The sequence below is a fragment of the Delftia sp. WY8 genome, from assembly GCF_018437695.1.
In the GTDB taxonomy this organism is placed as follows: Bacteria; Pseudomonadota; Gammaproteobacteria; order Burkholderiales; family Burkholderiaceae_C; genus Comamonas; species Comamonas tsuruhatensis.
The window spans coordinates 2,606,210-2,625,363 of sequence record NZ_CP049795.1 but is presented as its reverse complement, the minus strand read 5'-3'; the positions used below and the strand labels follow the sequence as shown (position 1 = coordinate 2,625,363).

At 67.8% G+C, this 19,154-nt stretch carries 18 protein-coding genes; 13 read left to right on the top strand and 5 right to left on the bottom strand.

Translation table 11 applies throughout. The features are described from left to right. The first annotated feature begins 15 nt into the window (after positions 1–15). From G4D77_RS12145 to G4D77_RS12135, 3 genes are all read left to right on the top strand, one after another. On the top strand, positions 16–1,092 hold the full coding sequence (locus G4D77_RS12145) for a Rieske 2Fe-2S domain-containing protein (protein ID WP_154835759.1): 1,077 nt from the start codon (positions 16–18) through the stop codon (positions 1,090–1,092). Between the two features lie 36 nt (positions 1,093–1,128). Then, positions 1,129–2,091 carry a PDR/VanB family oxidoreductase gene (locus tag G4D77_RS12140; RefSeq protein ID WP_016451799.1) on the top strand — a complete coding sequence of 321 codons (963 nt, stop codon included), beginning with the start codon at positions 1,129–1,131 and terminating at the stop codon, positions 2,089–2,091. Between the two features lie 79 nt (positions 2,092–2,170). After that, entirely contained in the window at positions 2,171–3,118 is a 948-nt protein-coding gene (locus G4D77_RS12135) for a 2-hydroxyacid dehydrogenase (RefSeq protein WP_074920480.1), read from the top strand. Between the two features lie 8 nt (positions 3,119–3,126). Here the strand turns inward: G4D77_RS12135 and G4D77_RS12130 are convergent, their stop codons facing one another. After that, complete coding sequence (locus G4D77_RS12130) at positions 3,127–3,567, bottom strand: hypothetical protein (protein WP_227740846.1); 441 nt, start codon at positions 3,565–3,567, stop codon at positions 3,127–3,129. Between the two features lie 167 nt (positions 3,568–3,734). On the opposite strand from G4D77_RS12130, the gene G4D77_RS12125 reads away from it, so the two are divergent. Continuing rightward, on the top strand, positions 3,735–4,352 hold the full coding sequence (locus G4D77_RS12125) for a TetR/AcrR family transcriptional regulator (RefSeq protein ID WP_227740845.1): 618 nt from the start codon (positions 3,735–3,737) through the stop codon (positions 4,350–4,352). Positions 4,353–4,522: 170 nt separating this feature from the next. Here G4D77_RS12125 and G4D77_RS12120 read toward each other — a convergent pair whose 3' ends face one another. The 3 genes from G4D77_RS12120 to G4D77_RS12110 are packed head-to-tail and all read right to left on the bottom strand — an operon-like array spanning position 4,523 to position 7,433. Next, on the bottom strand, positions 4,523–5,566 hold the full coding sequence (locus tag G4D77_RS12120) for a DctP family TRAP transporter solute-binding subunit (RefSeq protein ID WP_046240113.1): 1,044 nt from the start codon (positions 5,564–5,566) through the stop codon (positions 4,523–4,525). 32 nt (positions 5,567–5,598) lie between these two features. Further along, positions 5,599–6,897, bottom strand: a complete 1,299-nt coding sequence (locus G4D77_RS12115) for a TRAP transporter large permease (RefSeq protein WP_016451794.1) — start codon at positions 6,895–6,897, stop codon at positions 5,599–5,601. Next, positions 6,894–7,433, bottom strand: coding sequence for a TRAP transporter small permease (locus G4D77_RS12110; RefSeq protein ID WP_016450270.1), 540 nt, complete (start codon positions 7,431–7,433; stop codon positions 6,894–6,896). The genes G4D77_RS12115 and G4D77_RS12110 overlap by 4 nt, the downstream gene beginning before the upstream one ends. 327 nt (positions 7,434–7,760) lie before the next feature. Here G4D77_RS12110 and G4D77_RS12105 point away from each other — a divergent pair, with 327 nt between their 5' ends. The 8 genes from G4D77_RS12105 to G4D77_RS12070 all read left to right on the top strand — a co-directional run bounded on the left by G4D77_RS12105 (position 7,761) and on the right by G4D77_RS12070 (position 16,959). Then, entirely contained in the window at positions 7,761–8,696 is a 936-nt protein-coding gene (locus G4D77_RS12105; protein ID WP_193615942.1) for a LysR substrate-binding domain-containing protein, read from the top strand. Between the two features lie 441 nt (positions 8,697–9,137). After that, positions 9,138–10,037, top strand: a complete 900-nt coding sequence (locus G4D77_RS12100) for a transporter substrate-binding domain-containing protein (RefSeq protein WP_016450272.1) — start codon at positions 9,138–9,140, stop codon at positions 10,035–10,037. Between the two features lie 113 nt (positions 10,038–10,150). Then, a complete protein-coding gene (locus tag G4D77_RS12095) occupies positions 10,151–10,903 on the top strand; it encodes an amino acid ABC transporter permease (RefSeq protein WP_016450273.1) in 753 nt (250 codons plus the stop codon). A gap of 1 nt (position 10,904) precedes the next feature. Further along, a complete protein-coding gene (locus G4D77_RS12090; RefSeq protein ID WP_016450274.1) occupies positions 10,905–11,576 on the top strand; it encodes an amino acid ABC transporter permease in 672 nt (223 codons plus the stop codon). Between the two features lie 25 nt (positions 11,577–11,601). Beyond that, a complete protein-coding gene (locus G4D77_RS12085; protein ID WP_016450275.1) occupies positions 11,602–12,339 on the top strand; it encodes an amino acid ABC transporter ATP-binding protein in 738 nt (245 codons plus the stop codon). A 190-nt stretch (positions 12,340–12,529) separates the two neighbouring features. Next, on the top strand, positions 12,530–13,141 hold the full coding sequence (locus G4D77_RS12080) for an RNA polymerase sigma factor (RefSeq protein ID WP_224986090.1): 612 nt from the start codon (positions 12,530–12,532) through the stop codon (positions 13,139–13,141). Then, entirely contained in the window at positions 13,138–14,184 is a 1,047-nt protein-coding gene (locus G4D77_RS12075) for a FecR family protein (protein WP_046987577.1), read from the top strand. Before G4D77_RS12080 ends, G4D77_RS12075 begins: the two co-directional genes overlap by 4 nt. A gap of 360 nt (positions 14,185–14,544) precedes the next feature. Continuing rightward, positions 14,545–16,959, top strand: a complete 2,415-nt coding sequence (locus G4D77_RS12070) for a TonB-dependent siderophore receptor (protein ID WP_154835753.1) — start codon at positions 14,545–14,547, stop codon at positions 16,957–16,959. Here G4D77_RS12070 and G4D77_RS12065 read toward each other — a convergent pair. Then, positions 16,952–17,899 (bottom strand): MurR/RpiR family transcriptional regulator, encoded by a 948-nt coding sequence (locus tag G4D77_RS12065; RefSeq protein ID WP_016450279.1) that lies wholly within the window; start codon positions 17,897–17,899, stop codon positions 16,952–16,954. The genes G4D77_RS12070 and G4D77_RS12065 overlap by 8 nt on opposite strands. Positions 17,900–17,976: 77 nt before the next feature. Between G4D77_RS12065 and G4D77_RS12060 the strand changes: the two genes are divergently transcribed. Next, positions 17,977–19,146: a M20 family metallopeptidase gene (locus G4D77_RS12060; protein WP_016451791.1), complete on the top strand. Its 1,170-nt coding sequence runs from the start codon at positions 17,977–17,979 to the stop codon at positions 19,144–19,146. Positions 19,147–19,154: the final 8 nt, after the last annotated feature.

Below are 19,154 nucleotides of genomic sequence, written 5' to 3'. Positions count from 1 at the left end.
AAGAAGGAGAACCCCATGACCGAATGCACCACCATTGCACCCGCCTCCACGCCTGCCTTCCCGCTGGACCAGTGGTATGTCGCCGGCTTTGCCTGGGAGCTGCAGGACGCGCCACTGGCACGCACCCTGCTGGGCCGGCCCGTCGTGCTGTTTCGCACGCCCGATGGCAGCGTCGCCGCGCTGGAGGACCGCTGCTGCCACCGCGAACTGCCGCTGTCCTGCGGCACGGTGGAGGCGCGCGGCCTGCGCTGCGGCTACCACGGCCTGCTGTTCGACCGCGCCGGCCAGTGCCTGGAGATTCCGGGCCAGCAGCGCATACCGCCCAAGGCCTGCGTCAAGTCCTTCGACCTGCGCGAGCGTGACCAGATCCTCTGGATCTGGATGGGCGCCACACCCGATTCCGTGCCCGCGCAGGAGCCGCCCGCCTATCCCGTGCACGGCGATGCGCGCTACCGCTTCGGCGGCGATGTCTACCACTACGACGCGCCCTACCAGCTCATCCACGACAACCTGCTGGACCTCAGCCACCTGGGCTATGTGCACCTCAAGACCATTGGTGGCAATGCCGGCATCCACATGAATGCGGAGCTGCAGGTCCGCCAGGACGGGGACAGCGTCACCGTGCTGCGCTGGATGCCCGACTCCGACCCGCCGCCCACCTATGCGGCGGCCTGGCCGTTCGCGGGCCGCATCGACCGCTGGCAGGAGGTGGAGTTCCACCCCTCGCATGTGCGCATCTGGACCGGCGCCATGGACGCAGGCAGCGGCCGGCTCGACGATCCGCAGCGCGAGGGCTTTCACATGCGGGGATTTCACGGCGTGACGCCGGAGACCGAGCATTCGGCCCACTACTTCTGGACCATTGCCACCAACCCGCATCCCGACATGCAGGACACCACGCGCCTGGTGATCGACCAGACGGCTGCCACCTTCGAGGAGGACAAGGTCGTCATCGAGGCCCAGTTCCGCAACCAGCAGCGCTTTGGCGCGCGCCCCGTCATCGATATCCACGTGGACGCCGGCCCCAACCGCGCGCGCCGCGTGATCAGCCGGCTGCGCGAGGCCAGCGCCCGGGCGCTGGCGGCGGCCTGATTTTTCCGAACCCATCCCTTTCCGCGATTTCTTCCCATGCAAGCCAACCCCATCCTCCAGGTGCGCGTCGCGCGCAAATGCGCCGAGGCGCAGGACATCTGCAGCCTTGAACTCGTGCCGCTGGACGGCGAAAGCCTGCCCGCCTTCACGGCCGGCTCGCACATCGACCTGCACCTGCCCGGCGGCCTGGTGCGCCAGTACTCGCTGTGCAACGACCCGCAGGACACGGGCCGCTACGTGGTCGGCGTGCTGCGCGAGGCCGCCTCGCGCGGCGGCTCGGCCGCCGTGCACGAACAGGTGCAGGAAGGCCAGCAGATCGCCATCGGCGCACCGCGCAACCACTTCGCGCTGCATGCGGGTGGCCCTGCGCGGCATCTGCTGCTGGCCGGCGGCATAGGCATCACGCCCGTGCTGGCCATGGCGCGCCAGCTGGCGCGCGAGGGTGCCGACTTCGAACTGCACTACTGCGCGCGTTCGCGCGAGCGCATGGCCTTCACGGCCCTGCTGCAGTCCATGCCCTGGGCCGACCGCGTGCACCTGCATGTGGATGGCGAGGGCGCGCTCGACATGGCGCAGCTGCTGGGCGCCCCGCAGGCGGGCCTGCACCTGTATGTCTGTGGCCCACGCGGCTTCATGGACGCGGCCCTGGGCATGGCTCGCGCATCGGGCTGGAGCGAGGACCGCCTGCACTACGAATTCTTTGCAGGCGAGGCCGTGCAGCGCGAGGGCGATGCCGGGTTCGAGATCGAGATCGCCAGCACCGGCCAGGTGGTGCGCGTGGCGCCCGAGCAGACCGTGGTCCAGGCGCTGGCCGGCATCGGCGTGGAGGTGCAGACCTCGTGCGAGCAGGGCGTGTGCGGCACCTGCCTCACGCGTGTGCTCTCGGGCGAGCCCGAGCACCGCGACATGTACCTGACCGAGGACGAGCAGGCCGCCTGCGACCAGTTCCTGCCCTGCTGCTCGCGCGCGAAATCCGCCCGGCTGGTGCTGGACCTGTAGCGCTGGACCCGGCCGGCCGGCGCACAATGAGGTTTTCCCCCAAGGCCCGCCCTGTGGCGGCGGGCGCCGCCTTCCTGCCATGCAACCTGCCCTGCTCGTCCTCAACTTCAATACCGAGGCCCATCTGCGCCAGATGGCCCAGGCCTTTCCCTCCTTCGACCTGCTCTACGCGCCCGACGCCGCCCAGTGCGAGGCCGCCATCGCCGAGCACGGCACGCGCATACAGGCCGTGCTGACCATAGGCTCCATCGGCCTGTCGGCCGCGCAGATGCAGCGCATGCCCGCCCTCAGGCTGGTCTGCGCGCTGGGCGCGGGCTACGAGAACATCGATGTCGCCCATGCGCAGGCCCACGGCATTGCCGTGGGCAACGGCGCAGGCACCAATGACGACTGCGTGGCCGACCATGCCATGGGCCTGCTGATCGCCTCCGTGCGCGGCCTGGTGCGCCTGGACCGCGCCACGCGCGACGGCGTCTGGCGCACCGCCATGCCGCTGCCGCCCAATGTCTCGCACAAGCGCCTGGGCATCCTGGGCATGGGCGCCATCGGCGCCAAGATCGCCCAGCGCGCGCTGGGCTTCGAGATGGAAATCGGCTACCACAACCGCAGCCCGCGCAGCGGGCTGCCCCACCGCTACTTCGGCGACCTGCTGTCCCTGGCGCTGTGGGCCGATGTGCTGGTGGTCGCCACGCCGGGCGGCCCGGGTACGCGCCATCTCGTCAACGCCCAGGTGCTGGACGCACTGGGCCCGCAGGGCCACCTGGTCAATATCGCGCGCGGCAGCGTGGTCGATACCGCCGCCCTGGCCGCCGCCCTGCGCGAAGGCCGCCTCGCCGGCGCGGGCCTGGATGTCTACGAAAGCGAACCCGCGCCACCGGCCGAACTGCTGGACCTGGACGCCGTGGTGCTCACGCCCCATGTGGGCGGCTGGTCGCCCGAAGCCGTGCAGGCCTCGGTGGACCGCTTCATCGCCAACATGCGCTGCCACCTGGAAGGCCGCCCGCTGGTCTCGCCGGTCACGGCCTGAGGCCGGATTCAGCCCTGTGCCATCCCGGCAGCTGCTGCCAAGTGCAGCAGCCCCATGACCAGGCAGATGGCCGAGGACACATGCCAGAAGCGGTCGCTGTTGTCCGGAAAGCGTGGTTTCAACCACGGATAGGCCACGGCCCGCGCCACCAGCACCAGGCCGGCCCCGACCAGCACCGGACGCATGAAGGGCAGGGGGCCCAGCAGGCCCGCGCCTGCCAGCGCATACCCTGCCAGCAGCGACAGCACCACGCCGATGGCCGCCGACACCAGCGGCGGATACCAGTGCCCGGCCTCGGCCATGCGCGCCATGCGCTCGCCGGCACCCATGAGCCGCAGCCCACGTCCCCCCCAGACGATGCAGGCGAAGTGGGCCAGCGCGGCCGCCGTGTCGAACAGGGCGGCGGCCAGGGCCAGCAGTTGCACGCCCTTCACGGCAGGGCTTCCCACACGCCGGTGTGCTGATGCTTCTTCATGGTGTATTCCTTGGGATTTGCTGCAATGGTCGGCCACTGTAGTGCTTAAACTCCGGGCAGAAAACTCGCCTTGTGCTCAGGTTTTGCCGCATGCCCTCCCATACCTCCGCTACCACTGAATCCCAGAGAAGAAGACAGCCCTTGCAGGCCCGTGCGCAGCGCACGCTGCAGGCCATTGTTCAGGCAGCAGCTCAGATTCTGGTCAAGGAGGGCGAAGCCGCACTCACCACCAATCGCATTGCCGAGCGCGCAGGCGTCTCCATCGGCACGCTCTACCAGTACTTCCCCGACAAGCAGGCCGTCTTGCGCGCCATGGTCGATGGCCAGCGCCTTGCGGCCGTCGCTGCCATCGAGGCCTGGCTGGAGCAGGCGTCGGAGCAGGGCCTGCCGCGCGAGGCCGTGGCGCGCGGCGTGGTCGCCTGCATCGTCGAGGGCTTTGCGGGCCGCACGCCCGCGCAGCGCAAGCTGGCGCGCTTTGCCTGGCGCCAGGATGGTGACGAGCGCATTGCCCTGTCCATGCGCGAGACCGCCGAGCGCATGGCCGCCCACCTGCAGCGCTGGGGCGGCCCCTCGCTGTCCTATGCGCGCCTTTACGTGGCCACGCGGGCCGTGCTGGGCACGGTGCGCTTTGCCTCGCTGGAGGCTTCGCCGCTGATCGCCTCGGGCGCACTGGAGGAGCTGCTGTGCGAGATGGGGGCAGATATGTTGCTGGGTGGCGCGACGGACGCGGGAGCCGCTGCCCGTGCCCCTGCCCCATAGGCAGCAGGGGCTGTGCCTGTGCCATTTCGCTGGACCGGCTTCGCAGCAAGGCATGCCTTGATGGGCGGGCTGAAGTCCTGGTCGTCCTTGCGAAGCAGGATGGCGAAAAAAAGGCCCCGCAGAGCGGGGCCTTTTGCTTCTACCGGAGTGTGCGATCAACCGATAGCATTCTAACGAGTTCGCGCGGCAATGGCTTTCTCCGCCACATCCACCAGGTCGGCGCCGACCTGCTGCTTCCACTTGTCGTAGACGGGGCGCGTGGCCTTGACGAAGGCTTCGCGCTCGGCCGGCGTGAGCTGGGTCACGGTCACGCCGTTGGCGGCCAGGTCCTTGAGCAGGGGCTTGTCGGCCTCGATCATGCCCTTGCGCGCGATCACGACCTGCTCCTTGGCGGCGTCCACGGCGGCCTGGCGCACGATGTCCTGGTCTTCCTTGGTCCAGGTGGCCCAGATGTCCTTGTTGACCACGAAGATCAGCGGATCGTTGATGTAGCCCCACAGCGTCAGATGCTTCTGGCCCACGGACTGCAGCTTGGCGGCCATGTAGACCGAGACGGGGTTCTCCTGGCCGTCCACGGCGCCGCTGGCCATGGCGGGCTGGGCATCGGCCCAGCTCATCTGCGTGGGGTTGGCGCCCAGCGCGGTGAAGGTGTCCAGGAACAGCGGCGAGCCCACGACGCGGATCTTCAGGCCCTTGAGGTCGGCAGGGGTCTTGATGGCGTGCTTGGAGTTGCTGATCTCGCGGTAGCCGTTCTCGCCCCAGGCCAGCGGCACCACGCCGGCCTTGTCCAGGCGCTGGAACAGGCGCTTGCCGGGCTCGCCATGCGTGAGCGCGTCGGCGGCCGCGTAGTCGGGCATCAGGAAGGGCAGGGCGAACAGGTTCAGCTCCTTGATCTGGGGCGACCAGTTCAGCGTGGAGCCCACGGCCATGTCGATCACGCCCTGGCGCAGCGCGCTGAATTCGCGCGTCTGGTCGCCCTGGATCAGGGACACGCCCGGGTAGAGCTTGATGTTGATGCGGCCGTTGGTGCGCTCGCGCACCTTGTTGGCCCAGATCTCGCCGCCCTTGCCCCAGGGAAAGGCCGTGCCCAGCACCAGCGACATGCGGTACTCGCTCTTGTACTTGGCCGGTGTCTGCGCCATTGCGGGAGCGGACGAAAGGGCCAGGGCCGCCGCTGCGGCCAGGCCGCTGGCGAGGAAAGTGCGAAGTTTCATTGCGAAGGTCTCCTTGTTGAATTTTTGGGAAATCAGTAGCCCAGGCGTGCTGGGAGCCAGAGAGCCAGCTGCGGGAAGGCGATCACGGCGATCATCACCAGGAACATGGCCAGCAGCATGGGGCCGACCCAGCGCACGGTGGACTCCATGCGCACGCCCGCGATGCGGCAGGACACCATCAGGTTCACGGCCAGCGGCGGCGTGAACTGGCCGAGCGCCACCTTGAGCGTGAGGATGACGCCGAACCACACCGGGTCCCAGTGGTAGTGCTGCATGATCGGCAGCAGCAGCGGCACGAAGATCAGGAAGATGGAGATGCCGTCCAGGAACATGCCCACGGTGATCAGCAGCAGGATCAGCAGCGCCATCACGCCGTACTCGCCCAGGCCCGATTCCACGATGGCCTTGGCCACCGGATCGATCACGCCCAGCGTGGACAGCGAGAACGCGAAGATGCCGGCCAGCGACACCACCAGCAGGATCACGGCCGACAGCTCGCCGGCCTCGCGCAGGATGGGATACAGGTCGCGCAGCGTGATGGTGCGGTGGATCACCATGCCCACGAACAGGCCGTAGAACACGGCCACCACGGCGGCCTCGGTAGGGGTGAACCAGCCGGCGCGCATGCCGCCCAGGATCAGCACCGGGGCGGCCAGGCCCCAGGAGGCCTCGCGCAGGCTGCGCCAGAACGGCGGGCGCGGCATGGACGATTCCAGCGCACCCATCCTGTGCCTGCGCGACATCCACACGGCCGGAACGATCAGCGCCACGCCGGCCAGGATGCCGGGGATCATGCCGGCCGCAAACAGCGCCGGCACCGAGGCGCCGGGCACCAGCACCGAGTAGATGATGAAGGCCACGGACGGCGGGATCAGGATGTCGGTGGCCGCAGCCGCGCCCACCACGCTGGCCGAGAAGCTGCCCGGATAGCCGGCGCGGCTCATGGCCGCGATCATCACGCCGCCCACGGCAGCGGCATTGGCCGGGCCCGAGCCCGAGATGCCGCCCAGGAACATGGCCACGGCAATCGCCACCAGGGGCAGCATGCCGGGGCCGCGGCCCACGATGGCCACGGCGAAGTTCACCAGGCGCAGCGCCACGCCCGAGCGGTCGAAGATCGAGCCCACGAGCACGAACATCGGAATCGCCAGCAGCGGGTACTTGCCCAGGCCCGCATAGAAGTTCTGCGGCACGGCCAGCAGGCCGAACCACTGCGTGTCGGGGCTGGCCAGCGCGATGGCGGCCGCACCTGCCAGGCCCAGGGCCGCGCCGATGGGCACGCCCAGGAGCATCAGGCCCAGGAAGGCGATGAAGAGCAGGGTCGCGATCATGGCGCCTTCTCCTCGTCCACGAAGGCGCCGGGGCGCCCCTGGCGCAGGAACAGTTGCAGCGCGCGCAGCGTGATCAGCGCCGAGCAGATGGGCAGCCACATCGAATACCACCACTGCGGCACGCCAATGCCGGGCGAGGTTTCCTCGAAACGGTAGTCGTCCCAGACCACGCGCACGCTCAGTGCGGCGATCACCGCGAACAGCAGTGCCACCATCAGCGTGCCGAAGCGCGCCAGGCGCTTCCTGCGCAGGGCGCTGCCGCCTTCGGCGAAGTATTCGATGCGGATGTGGGCGTTGCGCGCCACGGCCGCCGAGCCCGCGACCATGGCCAGCAGGATCATCAGGAAGACCGAGATTTCCTCGGTCCACGCGAAGGAAGAGGAGGTGAAGTAGCGCACCAGCACATTGGCGAAGGTGATCAGGGCCAGCAGGGCCATGATGACCACGGTGAGCCAGTCCTCGATGCGCAGCGAACGCGGCTCGTCCGGCTGGGAAGGCGTCTCAGCGGCGCCGTTTTCGGTGGGAGGGGATGACATGGACGCGGGGAGTCAGAAAATTACACATGGCGGGGCAGATGCAGTCACTGAGCTTCCTCGGCGTCGTGTGCCGGGGGCCGTGAGGAAAAAATGTCACATTGGGTAAATGCGGCGCAGCGCCATTATGTGCGCATACGAGCGCCGCATCAGATGGCGGTTTCCTCAGTGTGGCGGCCCATGCGGGACGTTGATACGGGCATGCCCCGGCGTGGAGGCACCGAGGAAGGGTCGCCCCGCACCGAGGGTGCCGTCCCCCTCCCGGAGAGAGAGGGGGAAGCGGCGTAGCCGCTCAGGGGGTGCCTTCCATCACAGCGGATAATGGCGGGCATGGAAACCAAATGGCTAGAAGATTTCGTCAGCCTGGCTGAAACACGCAGTTTCAGCCGCTCCGCCCAACTGCGGCATGTGACGCAACCTGCGTTCTCGCGCCGCATCCAGGCACTGGAGGCCTGGGCCGGCACCGACCTTGTGGACCGCAGCTCCTACCCGACCCGGCTCACGCCGGCCGGCAAGACCATGTATGACCAGGCGCTGGAGATGCTGCAGTCGCTGCAGAGCACGCGCACCATGCTGCGGGCCCATGTCAGCGCGGGCAAGGGCATGGTGGGGTTTGCCGTGCCGCACACGCTGGCCTTCACCTTCTTCCCTAACTGGGTCTCCAGCGTGCAGGCCAAGTTCGGGCCGTTCCGCAGCCGGCTATTCGCGCTCAACGTGCACGACGCCGTGATGCGCCTGGTCGAAGGCGGCTGCGACCTGCTGATCGCCTACTTCCATCCGTCCCAGCCCTTCCAGCTTGACCCGGCGCGCTACGAGATGGTCAGCCTGGGCCATGAGGTGCTCGCCCCCTACGCCAAGCCCGACGCCGACGGCCTGCCGCTGCACCAGCTGCCGGGCCGCCAGGGCCAGCCACTGCCCTACCTGGGCTATGCGCCCGGCGCCTACCTGGGCCGCGTGACGGAGCTCATCCTCAAGGAAGCGGCCGAGGCCGTGCACCTGGAGCGCGTCTACGAGACCGACATGGCCGAAGGCCTCAAGGCCATGGCGCTGGAAGGCCATGGCGTGGCCTTTTTGCCATTCAGCGCCGTGCGCAACGAGTTGGAGGCCGGCCGCCTGGTCAGCGCCGCACCTGCCGGTGACGACGGTTTCCGCATGGACATGGAAGTGCGTGCCTACCGCGAAAAACCCACCAGCAAGGATGCGCCCCAGGGCGTGGCCGGCGCGCTGTGGAACTTCCTGCTGGAGCAGGGCGAGACCATCGGCTGACACGCCAGGCGGCACACATGAAGACAAAGGGGCTCTCGAGCCCCTTTTTGCTGCACGCTGGTGCATAGCAAAGCCCGTCAAGAGACCGACTTGGTGCATGGGTTATGCCTAGGGTAAACACCTATTATGCATGGCATGCATAAGGGTTTCTGCAAACGGCATTGGCTGTGCTGCCACGCATGGCATTAGAGTGCGCGCACAGCAGCCACGCCGTGTGCAGGCCCGCAGGCGCGCTGGATCGGGCAAAAAACGCGTGCCATGGCACGGCAGTTGCTTACCTGAATCTGGCTGACGTGCTGGAAAGCCCTAGCACGTGTCGGTGCTCCAGCACCGTGCGTGATTGCACAATATGTGTCACATCGTTGATAGTTCGAGCCAGCCCACAAGGCGACTCGACCGTTCTCATCAAGACCGTTTTCGTTCTCATCTCAGGAGACCCGTATGAAGAAGCATTTGTTGGCCATCGCCGTGACCGCCCTGGCTGCAGGCAGCGCTTTTGCGCAGGCTGGCGACACCCTGGCCAAGATCAAGTCCTCCGGCGCCGTGACGCTGGGCGTGCGTGAATCCTCCGGCCTGGGCTACACGCTGGGCAATGGCAAGTACGTGGGCTTCCACACCGAGATGGGCGAGCGCGTGCTGGCCGACATCCAGAAGCAGCTGGGCCTGGCCAAGCTGGACATCAAGTACCAGCCCGTCACCTCGCAGAACCGCATCCCCCTGGTGACCAATGGCACCGTGGACATCGAGTGCGGCTCCACCACCAACAGCCAGGCCCGCCAAAAGGATGTGGCCTTCGCCGTGACCACCTATGTGGAAGAAGTGCGCATCGCCGTCAAGGGCAACTCCGGCATCACCGGCATCAAGGACCTGAACGGCAAGACCATCGTCACGACGACGGGCACCACCTCGGTGCAGACCCTGCGCAAGAACAAGCGCGCCGACGGCCTGACCTTCAAGGAAGTCATGGGCAAGGACCACGCCGACAGCTTCCTGATGCTGGAAACCGGCCGTGCCGACGCCTTCATCATGGACGGCTCCATCCTGGCCGCCAACATCTCCAAGTCCAAGGCACCTGCCGACTACAAGATCGTCGGCGAAACCCTGTCGGTCGAGCCCATCGCCTGCATGCTGCGCAAGGACGACCCCGCCTTCAAGAAGGCCGTGGACGACTCCATCAAGCGCCAGATCGCCGACGGCTCGCTGGCCAAGCTCTATGACAAGTGGTTCATGCAGCCGATTCCCCCGGCCAACGTGAAGGTCGGCCTGCCGCTGTCCGACGCCACCAAGGACGCATGGGCCAACCCCAACGACAAGCCCATGGAGTCGTACGAAGTCAAGTAAGCACCAGCTGAATGCCGCCCCTTCTGCCATGCGGTTGGAAGGGGCGTTTTTTGTTGCGGCGCCGTTTTTGCCGGTAGTGCATTTATCAAGAATCTGAATAAAGAGGTGCTCCTATGAGTTGGGATTGGCAGGTGTTCTGCCAGGACACCATTACCCAAGAGGTCGGTCAAAGCTGCTTCGGCAAGAACGGCGACATCACCTACCTCGACTGGATGCTGTCGGCCTGGGGCTGGACCATTTCCGTGTCGCTGCTGTCGCTGTTGATCGCATTGATCGTCGGCTCGCTGATCGGCACGCTGCGCACGCTGCCCGACCGGCCGTGGATCGTGCGGCTGGGCAATGCCTGGGTCGAACTGTTCCGCAATATTCCGCTGCTGGTCCACATCTTCATGTGGTACCACGTGGTGCCGTCCATCTTCCCCGCGCTGAAGTCCCTGCCGGGCTTCGTGCTCGTGGTGCTGGCGCTGGGCTTCTTCACCTCGGCGCGTATCGCCGAGCAGGTGCGCTCCGGCATCCAGGCGCTGCCGCGCGGCCAGCGCTATGCGGGCATGGCGCTGGGTTTCACCACGTTCCAGTACTACCGCTACGTGCTGCTGCCCATGGCGTTTCGCATCATCATTCCGCCGCTGACCAGCGAGACCATGAACGTGTTCAAGAACTCGTCCGTGGCGTTTGCCGTGTCCGTGGCCGAACTGACCATGTTCGCCATGCAGGCGCAGGAAGAGACTTCGCGCGGCATCGAGATCTACCTGGCCGTCACCGGCCTGTACGTGGTCTCCGCCTTTGCCATCAACCGCATCATGGCCTTCATCGAGAAGCGCTCGCGCGTCCCGGGCCTGATCGCTGCCAGCGGCGGAGGACACTGACATGAACCTGCAAATCGACTGGTCGTTCTTCACCTGGGACCTGTTCAGCAACTTCGTGCTGAAGGGCCTGTACTTCAGCCTGACGCTGACCGTCATCGCCACCATCGGCGGTGTGCTCTTCGGCACGCTGCTGGCGCTGATGCGCCTGTCGGGCAAGAAATGGCTCGATGTGCCCGCCACGCTCTACGTCAACGGCATGCGCTCCGTGCCGCTGGTGATGGTGATCCTGTGGTTCTTCCTGCTGATGCCGCTGATCATCGGTCGGCCCATCGGCGCCGAGGTCTCGGCCATCATCACCTTCATCGCCTTCGAGGCGGCCTACTTCAGCGAGATCATGCGCGCGGGCATCCAGTCCATTCCGCGCGGCCAGGTCTTCGCGGGCCAGGCCATGGGCATGACCTATGGGCAGAACATGCGCCTCGTGGTGCTGCCCCAGGCCTTCCGCAACATGCTGCCCGTGCTGCTGACGCAGACCATCATCCTGTTCCAGGACACCTCGCTGGTCTATGCCATCGGTGCCTACGACATGCTCAAGGGCTTCGAAGTGGCCGGCAAGAACTACGGCCGTCCCATCGAATCCTATCTGGCCGCTGGCGTGACCTACTTCGTGCTGTGCTATTCGCTGTCCTGGGCAGTGAAGCGCCTGCACAAAAAGATTGCCATCATTCGATGAGCCAGCACCCCATTGAGGAATTGCAATGATTGAACTCAAGAACGTTTCCAAGTGGTACGGCAGCTTTCAAGTGCTGACCGACTGCTCCACCAACATCCAGAAGGGTGAGGTCGTGGTGGTCTGCGGCCCGTCGGGCTCGGGCAAGTCCACGCTGATCAAGACCATCAACGCGCTGGAGCCCTTCCAGAAGGGCGAGATCTTCGTGGACGGCGTGGCCGTGCACGATCCCAAGACCAACCTGCCCAAGCTGCGCAGCCGCGTGGGCATGGTGTTCCAGCACTTCGAGCTGTTCCCGCACCTGTCGGTGACCGAGAACCTGACCATTGCCCAGGTCAAGGTGCTGGGCCGCAGCGCGGACGACGCCAGGAAGCGCGGCCTCAAGATGCTGGACCGCGTGGGCCTGACGGCGCACAAGGACAAGTTCCCGGGCCAGCTGTCGGGCGGCCAGCAGCAGCGCGTGGCCATTGCGCGCGCGCTGTCCATGGACCCCATCGTGATGCTGTTCGACGAACCCACCTCCGCGCTGGACCCCGAAATGGTCGGCGAAGTGCTGGACGTGATGATCGGCCTGGCCAACGAAGGCATGACCATGATGTGCGTGACCCACGAAATGGGCTTTGCGCGCAAGGTGGCCAGCCGCGTGATCTTCATGGACGTGGGCGGCAAGATCCTGGAGGACTGCTCCAAGGACGAATTCTTCGGCAACCCGGAAGCGCGCCAGCCCCGGACCAAGGAATTCCTCAACAAGATCCTGCAGCACTGAACCGGTACGGCCCTTGCGGGCACGGCAATCAAGGGGCGCTTCGGCGCCCCTTTTTTTGTGGCCGCGGCGAGACGATGATGAGAATCGTTCTCGATACAATCGCCGGCTCAGCTGTTTGCACCGTGCTCCAGATCCCGCCCCCATTTCCCCGCCACCGGACAACTTCCACGTCCGCCGTGCCATGCCTGCCATGAAGCGCGACGACGCCCCGGGAGAGCCCGGTGGCCATTCCCGCAGTCTCTACACCCGCTGGCGCAAGCCGCTGCAGCGCATGCTGGCGCGGTACTTCAAGAGCCCGGCCGATATCGAGGATGCCTCCCAGGAAGTCTTCGTGCGCATGCTGTCGGCCGACAAGCGCCTGCCCGTGGACGAAGAGCGGCCCTATCTGCATCAGGTCGTGCGCAGCGTGGCGGCCTTCGCGCACCGCACGGCGCCGCAGCAGGCCGGTGTGCGGCTGGTGTCCGTGGAGGATTGCCGCGACGAGGTCGAGGCCCTGCCGGCCCGCGACGGAGCCGACCATGCGCTGGACGATGAGCGCCGCCAGCGCCTGGCCCGGCTGCGCGATGCCCTGAACGAGCTGCCCGAGCGCCAGCGCCAGGCCTTCGTGCTGCACCGCGTGCAGGAACTGACGCTGGAGCAGACGGCCGAGCGCATGGACATCACCGTGCGCATGGTCTCGCGCCACCTGAGCCGGGCACTGTCCTATTGCGAGATCCGCGTACGCTACGCCAGCGCCGAGCAAATGCGTGCCCTGCTGCGCGCAGACGAGCAGCGGCCGGGCGCCGCAGAGAACACACGATGAGCAACGAACTTCCCCCGGGCGTTTCGCCGCAGGAGCTGGTGGGGCTGCATGACAGGGCGGCCGACTGGTTCGTGCGCCGCCAGCAGCCGGACTGGACGGGCGCCGATGAGCGCGCGCTGGATGCGTGGCTGGGCGCCCACCCGCTGCACCGCAGCATCTTCGAAGGCATGTCGCGCCACTGGCATGGCGCGCCACAGCTCAGGGAATTGTTTCCCGATGAGTTCGGCGCAGCGGTGCCGCCCGCCGCGCCTGCCGTCTGCGCTGCACCAGCGGCCGCGCCGCCGCGCCAGCGCGTTCTTGCCCGCTGGCCCGGCCGCCCTGCGGCGGCCCTGTCCGTGCTGGCGGTGGTCTCGCTGCTGGCCTGGGGTGGCTGGTACCGTTGGGACCACACGCCAGGCTATACGCTGCAGGCCCGCACGGCGCCCGGGCAGACGCAGAGCATCGAGCTGCCCGATGGCTCGCGCGTGGCCCTCAACGTGGACAGCGAACTCCAGGTGCGCTACTACCCGCGCCGCCGCGAGGTGGTGCTGGATCGGGGCGAGGCCTTCTTCGAGGTCACGCCCGGCCCGGACAGGCCCTTCACCGTGGACTCCGGCGCCAGCCGCGTCCGGGTGGTGGGCACCGCGTTCAATGTGCGCGCCGGGCCGCCCCGGCTGGTGGTGAAGGTGCTGGAGGGCAAGGTGCAGCTGCGGCCCGAGCGTGACCGGGCCGGGGGCGATGTCCTGCTGCTGGCGGCAGGCGCGGGCGTGGCTGTGGACGGCGCCGGCCGGCACAGCACCGTGGTGGCCGATGCGGACAGCGTGGGCGACTGGCGCACGGGCCAGGTGCGCTTTAGCGGCACGCCGCTGGCGGAGGTGGCGCAGGAGCTGTCGCGCTATCTGGGTGCGCCCGTGGAGCTGGGCGACGAGTCGCTGGGCCGCCTGCGTGTCTCGGGCCTGCTGGCCACGGCCGCGCCCGAGCGCTTTGTGCGCGCGCTGCCGGCCTTGATTGCGGTGCGCGTGCAGCCGCGCAGCGGCGGAGGTTGGCTGATCGTGCGGGGATGAATCGAAGGATGGGAAACAATTTGTTTCAAATTGGTGGACAACCCCAGGTTCCAGCTTTGCACCGGTTTTGGCTTCTATAGGGGCAGGGGCGTGGATTTTCCAGGCCCGCACGGCTGCCAGCCAAGGACCACCGAGGGCGCTCGTCCCTCACGCCCCAGCCAACGGCCGCAACACCTGACGCGCATGCGCGGGTGGGCTGGCATGGCTTGTCCGGCGCGGTTCCTGATCGCCCGCGACGGCTGCCTGCGGCCTGCCCGTCGCGTGCCCGTGCAACGGCACAGCAACGGAGTGGCAATGAGAGCGCAAGAAGCAGCAGGCAGGGAATTCGCAGGCAGGGGCACACATGCCCGACGCAGGAACATGAAGGAGCAGGGCGCCGGCCCGCAGGCCAGTCCGCGCCTGCTGGCGTGGCTGGTGGCCGGTGCCGTGGCCGGCATGGGCGCCGCGCCGTCCGCCCGTGCGCAACAGCTTCAGCAGCCGGCCGCCTCTTCACCGATGCCGTCATCCGGACAGCGGCTGGCCTTTGACCAGCCGGCCCAGCCGCTGATCAACGCGCTGCGCGCCTTTGGCCGCCAGACCCAGTTCCAGGTGCTGTACGACGAAGCCGTGCTGGGCGGCCGCCAGGCGCCGGCCCTCCGGGGCAGCTTCACGCCGCAGGAGGCCATGGACCGGCTGTTGGCCGGCACCGGCGTGACCGCGCACAGCACCGAGCAGGGCACGTTCACGCTGCGAAAGGCGCCTGCGCCTGAGCCTGCGCCGCAGGCGTCGGCGAGCACCACGCTGTCCACGGTCAACGTGACATCGCAGCGCATGGCCGCGCCGGGCAGCTACGTGGGCAGCGGCAGGAGCGCCAGCACCAAGCTGGACACGCCGCTGATCGAGACGCCGCGCTCCATCTCCATCGTCACCCAGGAACAGCTGCAGAACCAGGCGCCCAAGAGCATCGAGCAGGCCCTGTCGTACACGGCCGGCGTGTCCACCGAAGTCACGGGCGCGGACCTGCGCATGACGGGCGCCATCATCCGGGGTTTCAGCGATGGCAGCTCCTACTACAAGGACGGCCTGCGGCAGTTCTCGGCCGGCACCTATGGTTCGTGGAACGACGAGATCGACGAGCTGGACAGCATCGAGGTCATCAAGGGCCCGGCCTCCGTGCTCTTTGGCCAGGGGCGGCCGGGCGGCGTGATCAACGTGGTCTCCAAGAAACCCGAGGCCGACCATGTGAACAGCGTGGGCCTGTCCTATGGCCGCTACCAGCGCGCCCAGGCCACGGCCGATCTGGGCGGCGCGCTGGATGCCTCGGGCGACCTGCTGTACCGGCTCAACCTCAAGGCGCGTGACAGCGACGGACGCACCGTGGGCTCGCGCGATGACCGCATCTCCATCGCGCCCTCGCTGCGCTGGAACCTCTCCGGCCGCACCCACCTGACCGTGCTGGGCAGCTACTCGCGCGAGCGCGGCACGCCCAAGTCCTGGTGGCCCAGCCTGTTCACCTACCCGCAGATCAAGGACCTGCCTGCGCACCTGACGGCCGGCGACCCGTCCTTCGACCGCTTCGACCGCGACACGCGATCGCTGGGCTACGAGTTCTCGCACCAGACCGACAGCGGCTGGCAGCTCACGCAGAACCTGCGCTACTCCACCATCGACATCGATTACCGCCATATCTACGCCATGGACGTGCTGGCCGACGGCCGAAGCGTCTCGCGCGCCAGCCTGGCCCAGCGCACCAAGGGCCGCACGCTGGCGCTGGACACCCGCCTGCACAAGGACCTGCGATGGGGCGGGCTGCAGCACCGGCTGGCCTTCGGCATGGACCATGTGAAGTACAGGGAGCGCGGCGGCCTGGGCTTTGGCTGGGATGTGCCCGACCTGGACATGCTCGACCCCGCCTATGGCCAGTCCATCGCCTATCCAGAGCTGGAGGACAGCCGCACGGACCTGCGCCAGACCGGCATCTACACGCTCAACCAGTTCAAGTGGGACCGCTGGGTGGCCAATCTCAGCCTGCGCCATGACCAGGCGCGCACCACGCAGAACAGCAGCACCCAGCCGCGCATGAGCGACAGCGCCACCACCGGCAGCGCGGGCCTGCTCTACCTGTTCGACAGCGGCTGGGCGCCCTATGCGAGCTATGCGACCTCCTTCGATCCGGTCACGGGCCTGCAGTACGACGGCAATCCGTTCGAGCCCCGGCGCGGCAAGCAGTACGAGGCGGGCGTGAAGTACCAGCCTCCGGGAAGCACCTCGCTGATCACGGCCTCGGTCTTCGACCTGCGCCAGACCAACGTCACCACGCTGGACCCCGACCACCCGCGCTTCAGCATCCAGACGGGCGAGGTGCGCTCCACGGGGCTGGAGCTGGAAGGCCGCTTCGCGCTCACGCGCGAGCTGAACGCGCTGGCCAGCTACACCTACCTGGACCCGCGCACCACGCAGAGCAACCGGCCCGCCGAAATCGGCCGCCAGACCATACAGACCACACGCCACATGGCCAGCCTGTGGCTGGACTACCGCCCGCGCGCGGTGCCGGGGCTGATGGTGGCCGGCGGCCTGCGCTACAAGGGTCGCTCTCCCTACAACGTGGCGGCGGACGGCACGCTGAACATCAACGACTCCGCCACGCTGGCCGACCTGGCGCTGGCCTACGAGACGCCGCAGTACCGCATCGCGCTGAACATCAACAACCTGTTCAACCGCAAGTACTTCGCAGGCATCTTCCGCGGCGTGGATCGCGAGGCCACGCTGAGCTTCAAGTACTACTGGTCTATGTAGAAGACCTGCGCGCGGGTGGCTTGCGCGCGGCGCGAGCCGGCCCGCGCGGCTCGGGCGTCCTGATCAGCTGGTGGTTGAACTCCCTCCACAGCGCGTCGCGCCGGGCCAGCGCCTCGGACACATCGGCATGGCGCAACTGGGCCACGGCCGAGACCAGGGCATTGCACAGGTAGAAGGCGGCCGTGTAGGAGTGAAAGGGCGAGGCATTGGCCGTGCGCACCTGCAGCCAGTGGTGGGCCACGGTGGCCAGGGGGGCCGTGGGGCTGTCGGTGATGGCCAGCACCCGGGCGCCGGCTTCCGAAAATCGCTGCGCCACTTCGTAGGTGCCGCGTGAATACTGGCTGACGCTGAAGGCCAGCAGCGTGTCGGTGGGGCCTACCCACAGCAGCTGGTCGGCCGGGGCGATGGCGCCTGCATCCAGCTGCTGCACGCCGGGGCGGCACATGTTCAGGTGCAGGGCCAGCCAGGCGGAGACCGGCGAGCTGTTGAGCTGGGCCAGCACGAACACCCGGCCCTCGTCCTGCGCGAGCTGCCGGGCCATGGCCTCGAAGGCCGCCATGTCCAGCCCTTCGCGCGTGGATTGGATGTTGTGCTGGTCGTGCAGCAGTGCATCGTCCACGCACTCGCTCAGGCTGCGCTGCGCGCCCAGCAGCACGGGCGCGCGCTGGGCAGCCGTCTGCAGCAGCGCCGTCACCTCGCCGCGCGCCTCGCGCTGGGCCTCGGCATAGCTGGCATAGCCGAGCTTGGCGAACAGGCGCACCACGGTCGAGGCGCTGGTGCCTGTGCGCGCTGCCAGGGCGGTGGCCGATTCCAGCAGCGCATGCGGGTAGTCGCTGCCCAGGGTCTGGGCCAGCGTCTGCTCGCTGGCCGTCAGTTCCGCGCCCTGCTGCGCCAGGCGCTGCGGCAGCAGCAGCGCGGCTTTTTGCAATGGTGATTTCATGTTTTTCTTGTATATGCAACGTGTGTTGCAAAATAGGGGGTCGCGTGCAACACTGCATGCACTCTGGAGATTCCACCATGCACGATACCCTCGAACAAAGCCGCGTGCAGCAGCGCGCGAGACTGCTGGACTGGCTGGGCGGCCAGCAGCAGGCCATGCAAGATCTGTTGCACAGGATTGTCGATATCGACAGCGGCAGCCGCGATGAAGCCGGCATCCTGGCCGTGGCCCAGGCCCTGCGCGAGCGGCTGGAGGCGGCCGGCGTGGCCGTGCGCTTCGAGGACGTTCCCGGCTACGGCGTGCTGCTGCATGCCGACGTGCCCGGGCCCGGCGAGGGCGCGCCCATCTATCTGATGGGCCATATGGACACGGTCTTTCCGGCCGGCACCGTGGCGCGCCGCCCCTTCCGCGTGGAAGAAGGCCGGGCCTACGGTCCCGGCGTGGCCGACATGAAGTCGGGCCTGGTGCTCAACGTCTTCGTGGCCGAGGCCTTTGCGCGCTGCGGCGGCCTGGGCGCGCCGCTCAAGCTGTTCTTCTCGTGCGACGAGGAGATCGGCTCGCCCGCCACGCGCCAGACCATCATGGATACGGTGCGCGGTGCGCGCGCCGTCTTCAACGCCGAGCCGGGCCGCGTCAGCGGCAACCTGGTGACCAGCCGCAAGGGATCGATGGCCGTGGAGTTCGAGGTGCAGGGCGTGGCCGCCCACGCCGGCATCAACCACGCGGCCGGCGCCAGCGCGCTGGAAGCCATGGCGCGCAAGCTGCTGGCCCTGCATGCGCTGACCGATCCCGCCACGGGCACGACCACCAATGTGGGCGTGCTGCAGGGCGGCATCGTGCCGAACATGGTGGCGCCCCATGCCAAGGCCGAGCTCGATGTGCGCTACACGGCCCAGACCGATCCCGATGCGCTGATGGAGCGCATCCGCGCCATCGTGGAGGAGGAATCCGTGCCCCGCACCCAGGGCCGCGTCACCGCCGTGCGCCGCACCCTGCCCATGGCGCCCACGCCCGATGCGCTGCTGCAGCTGTACCGTCGCGGCGCGCAGTCGCTGGGCTTCGACGTGCAGGGCGAGTTCACGGGCGGCGCGGCCGACAGCGGCCTCACGGCCTCGGTGGGCGTGCCCACGCTGTGCGCCACCGGCCCCGTGGGCGGCCATCCCCATACCGAGCGCGAGTACTGCGAGCTGGCCACCTTCGTGCCGCGCGCCCAGGCCGTGGCCCTCGCCATCTTCGACCATCCTTGACTCCGCTG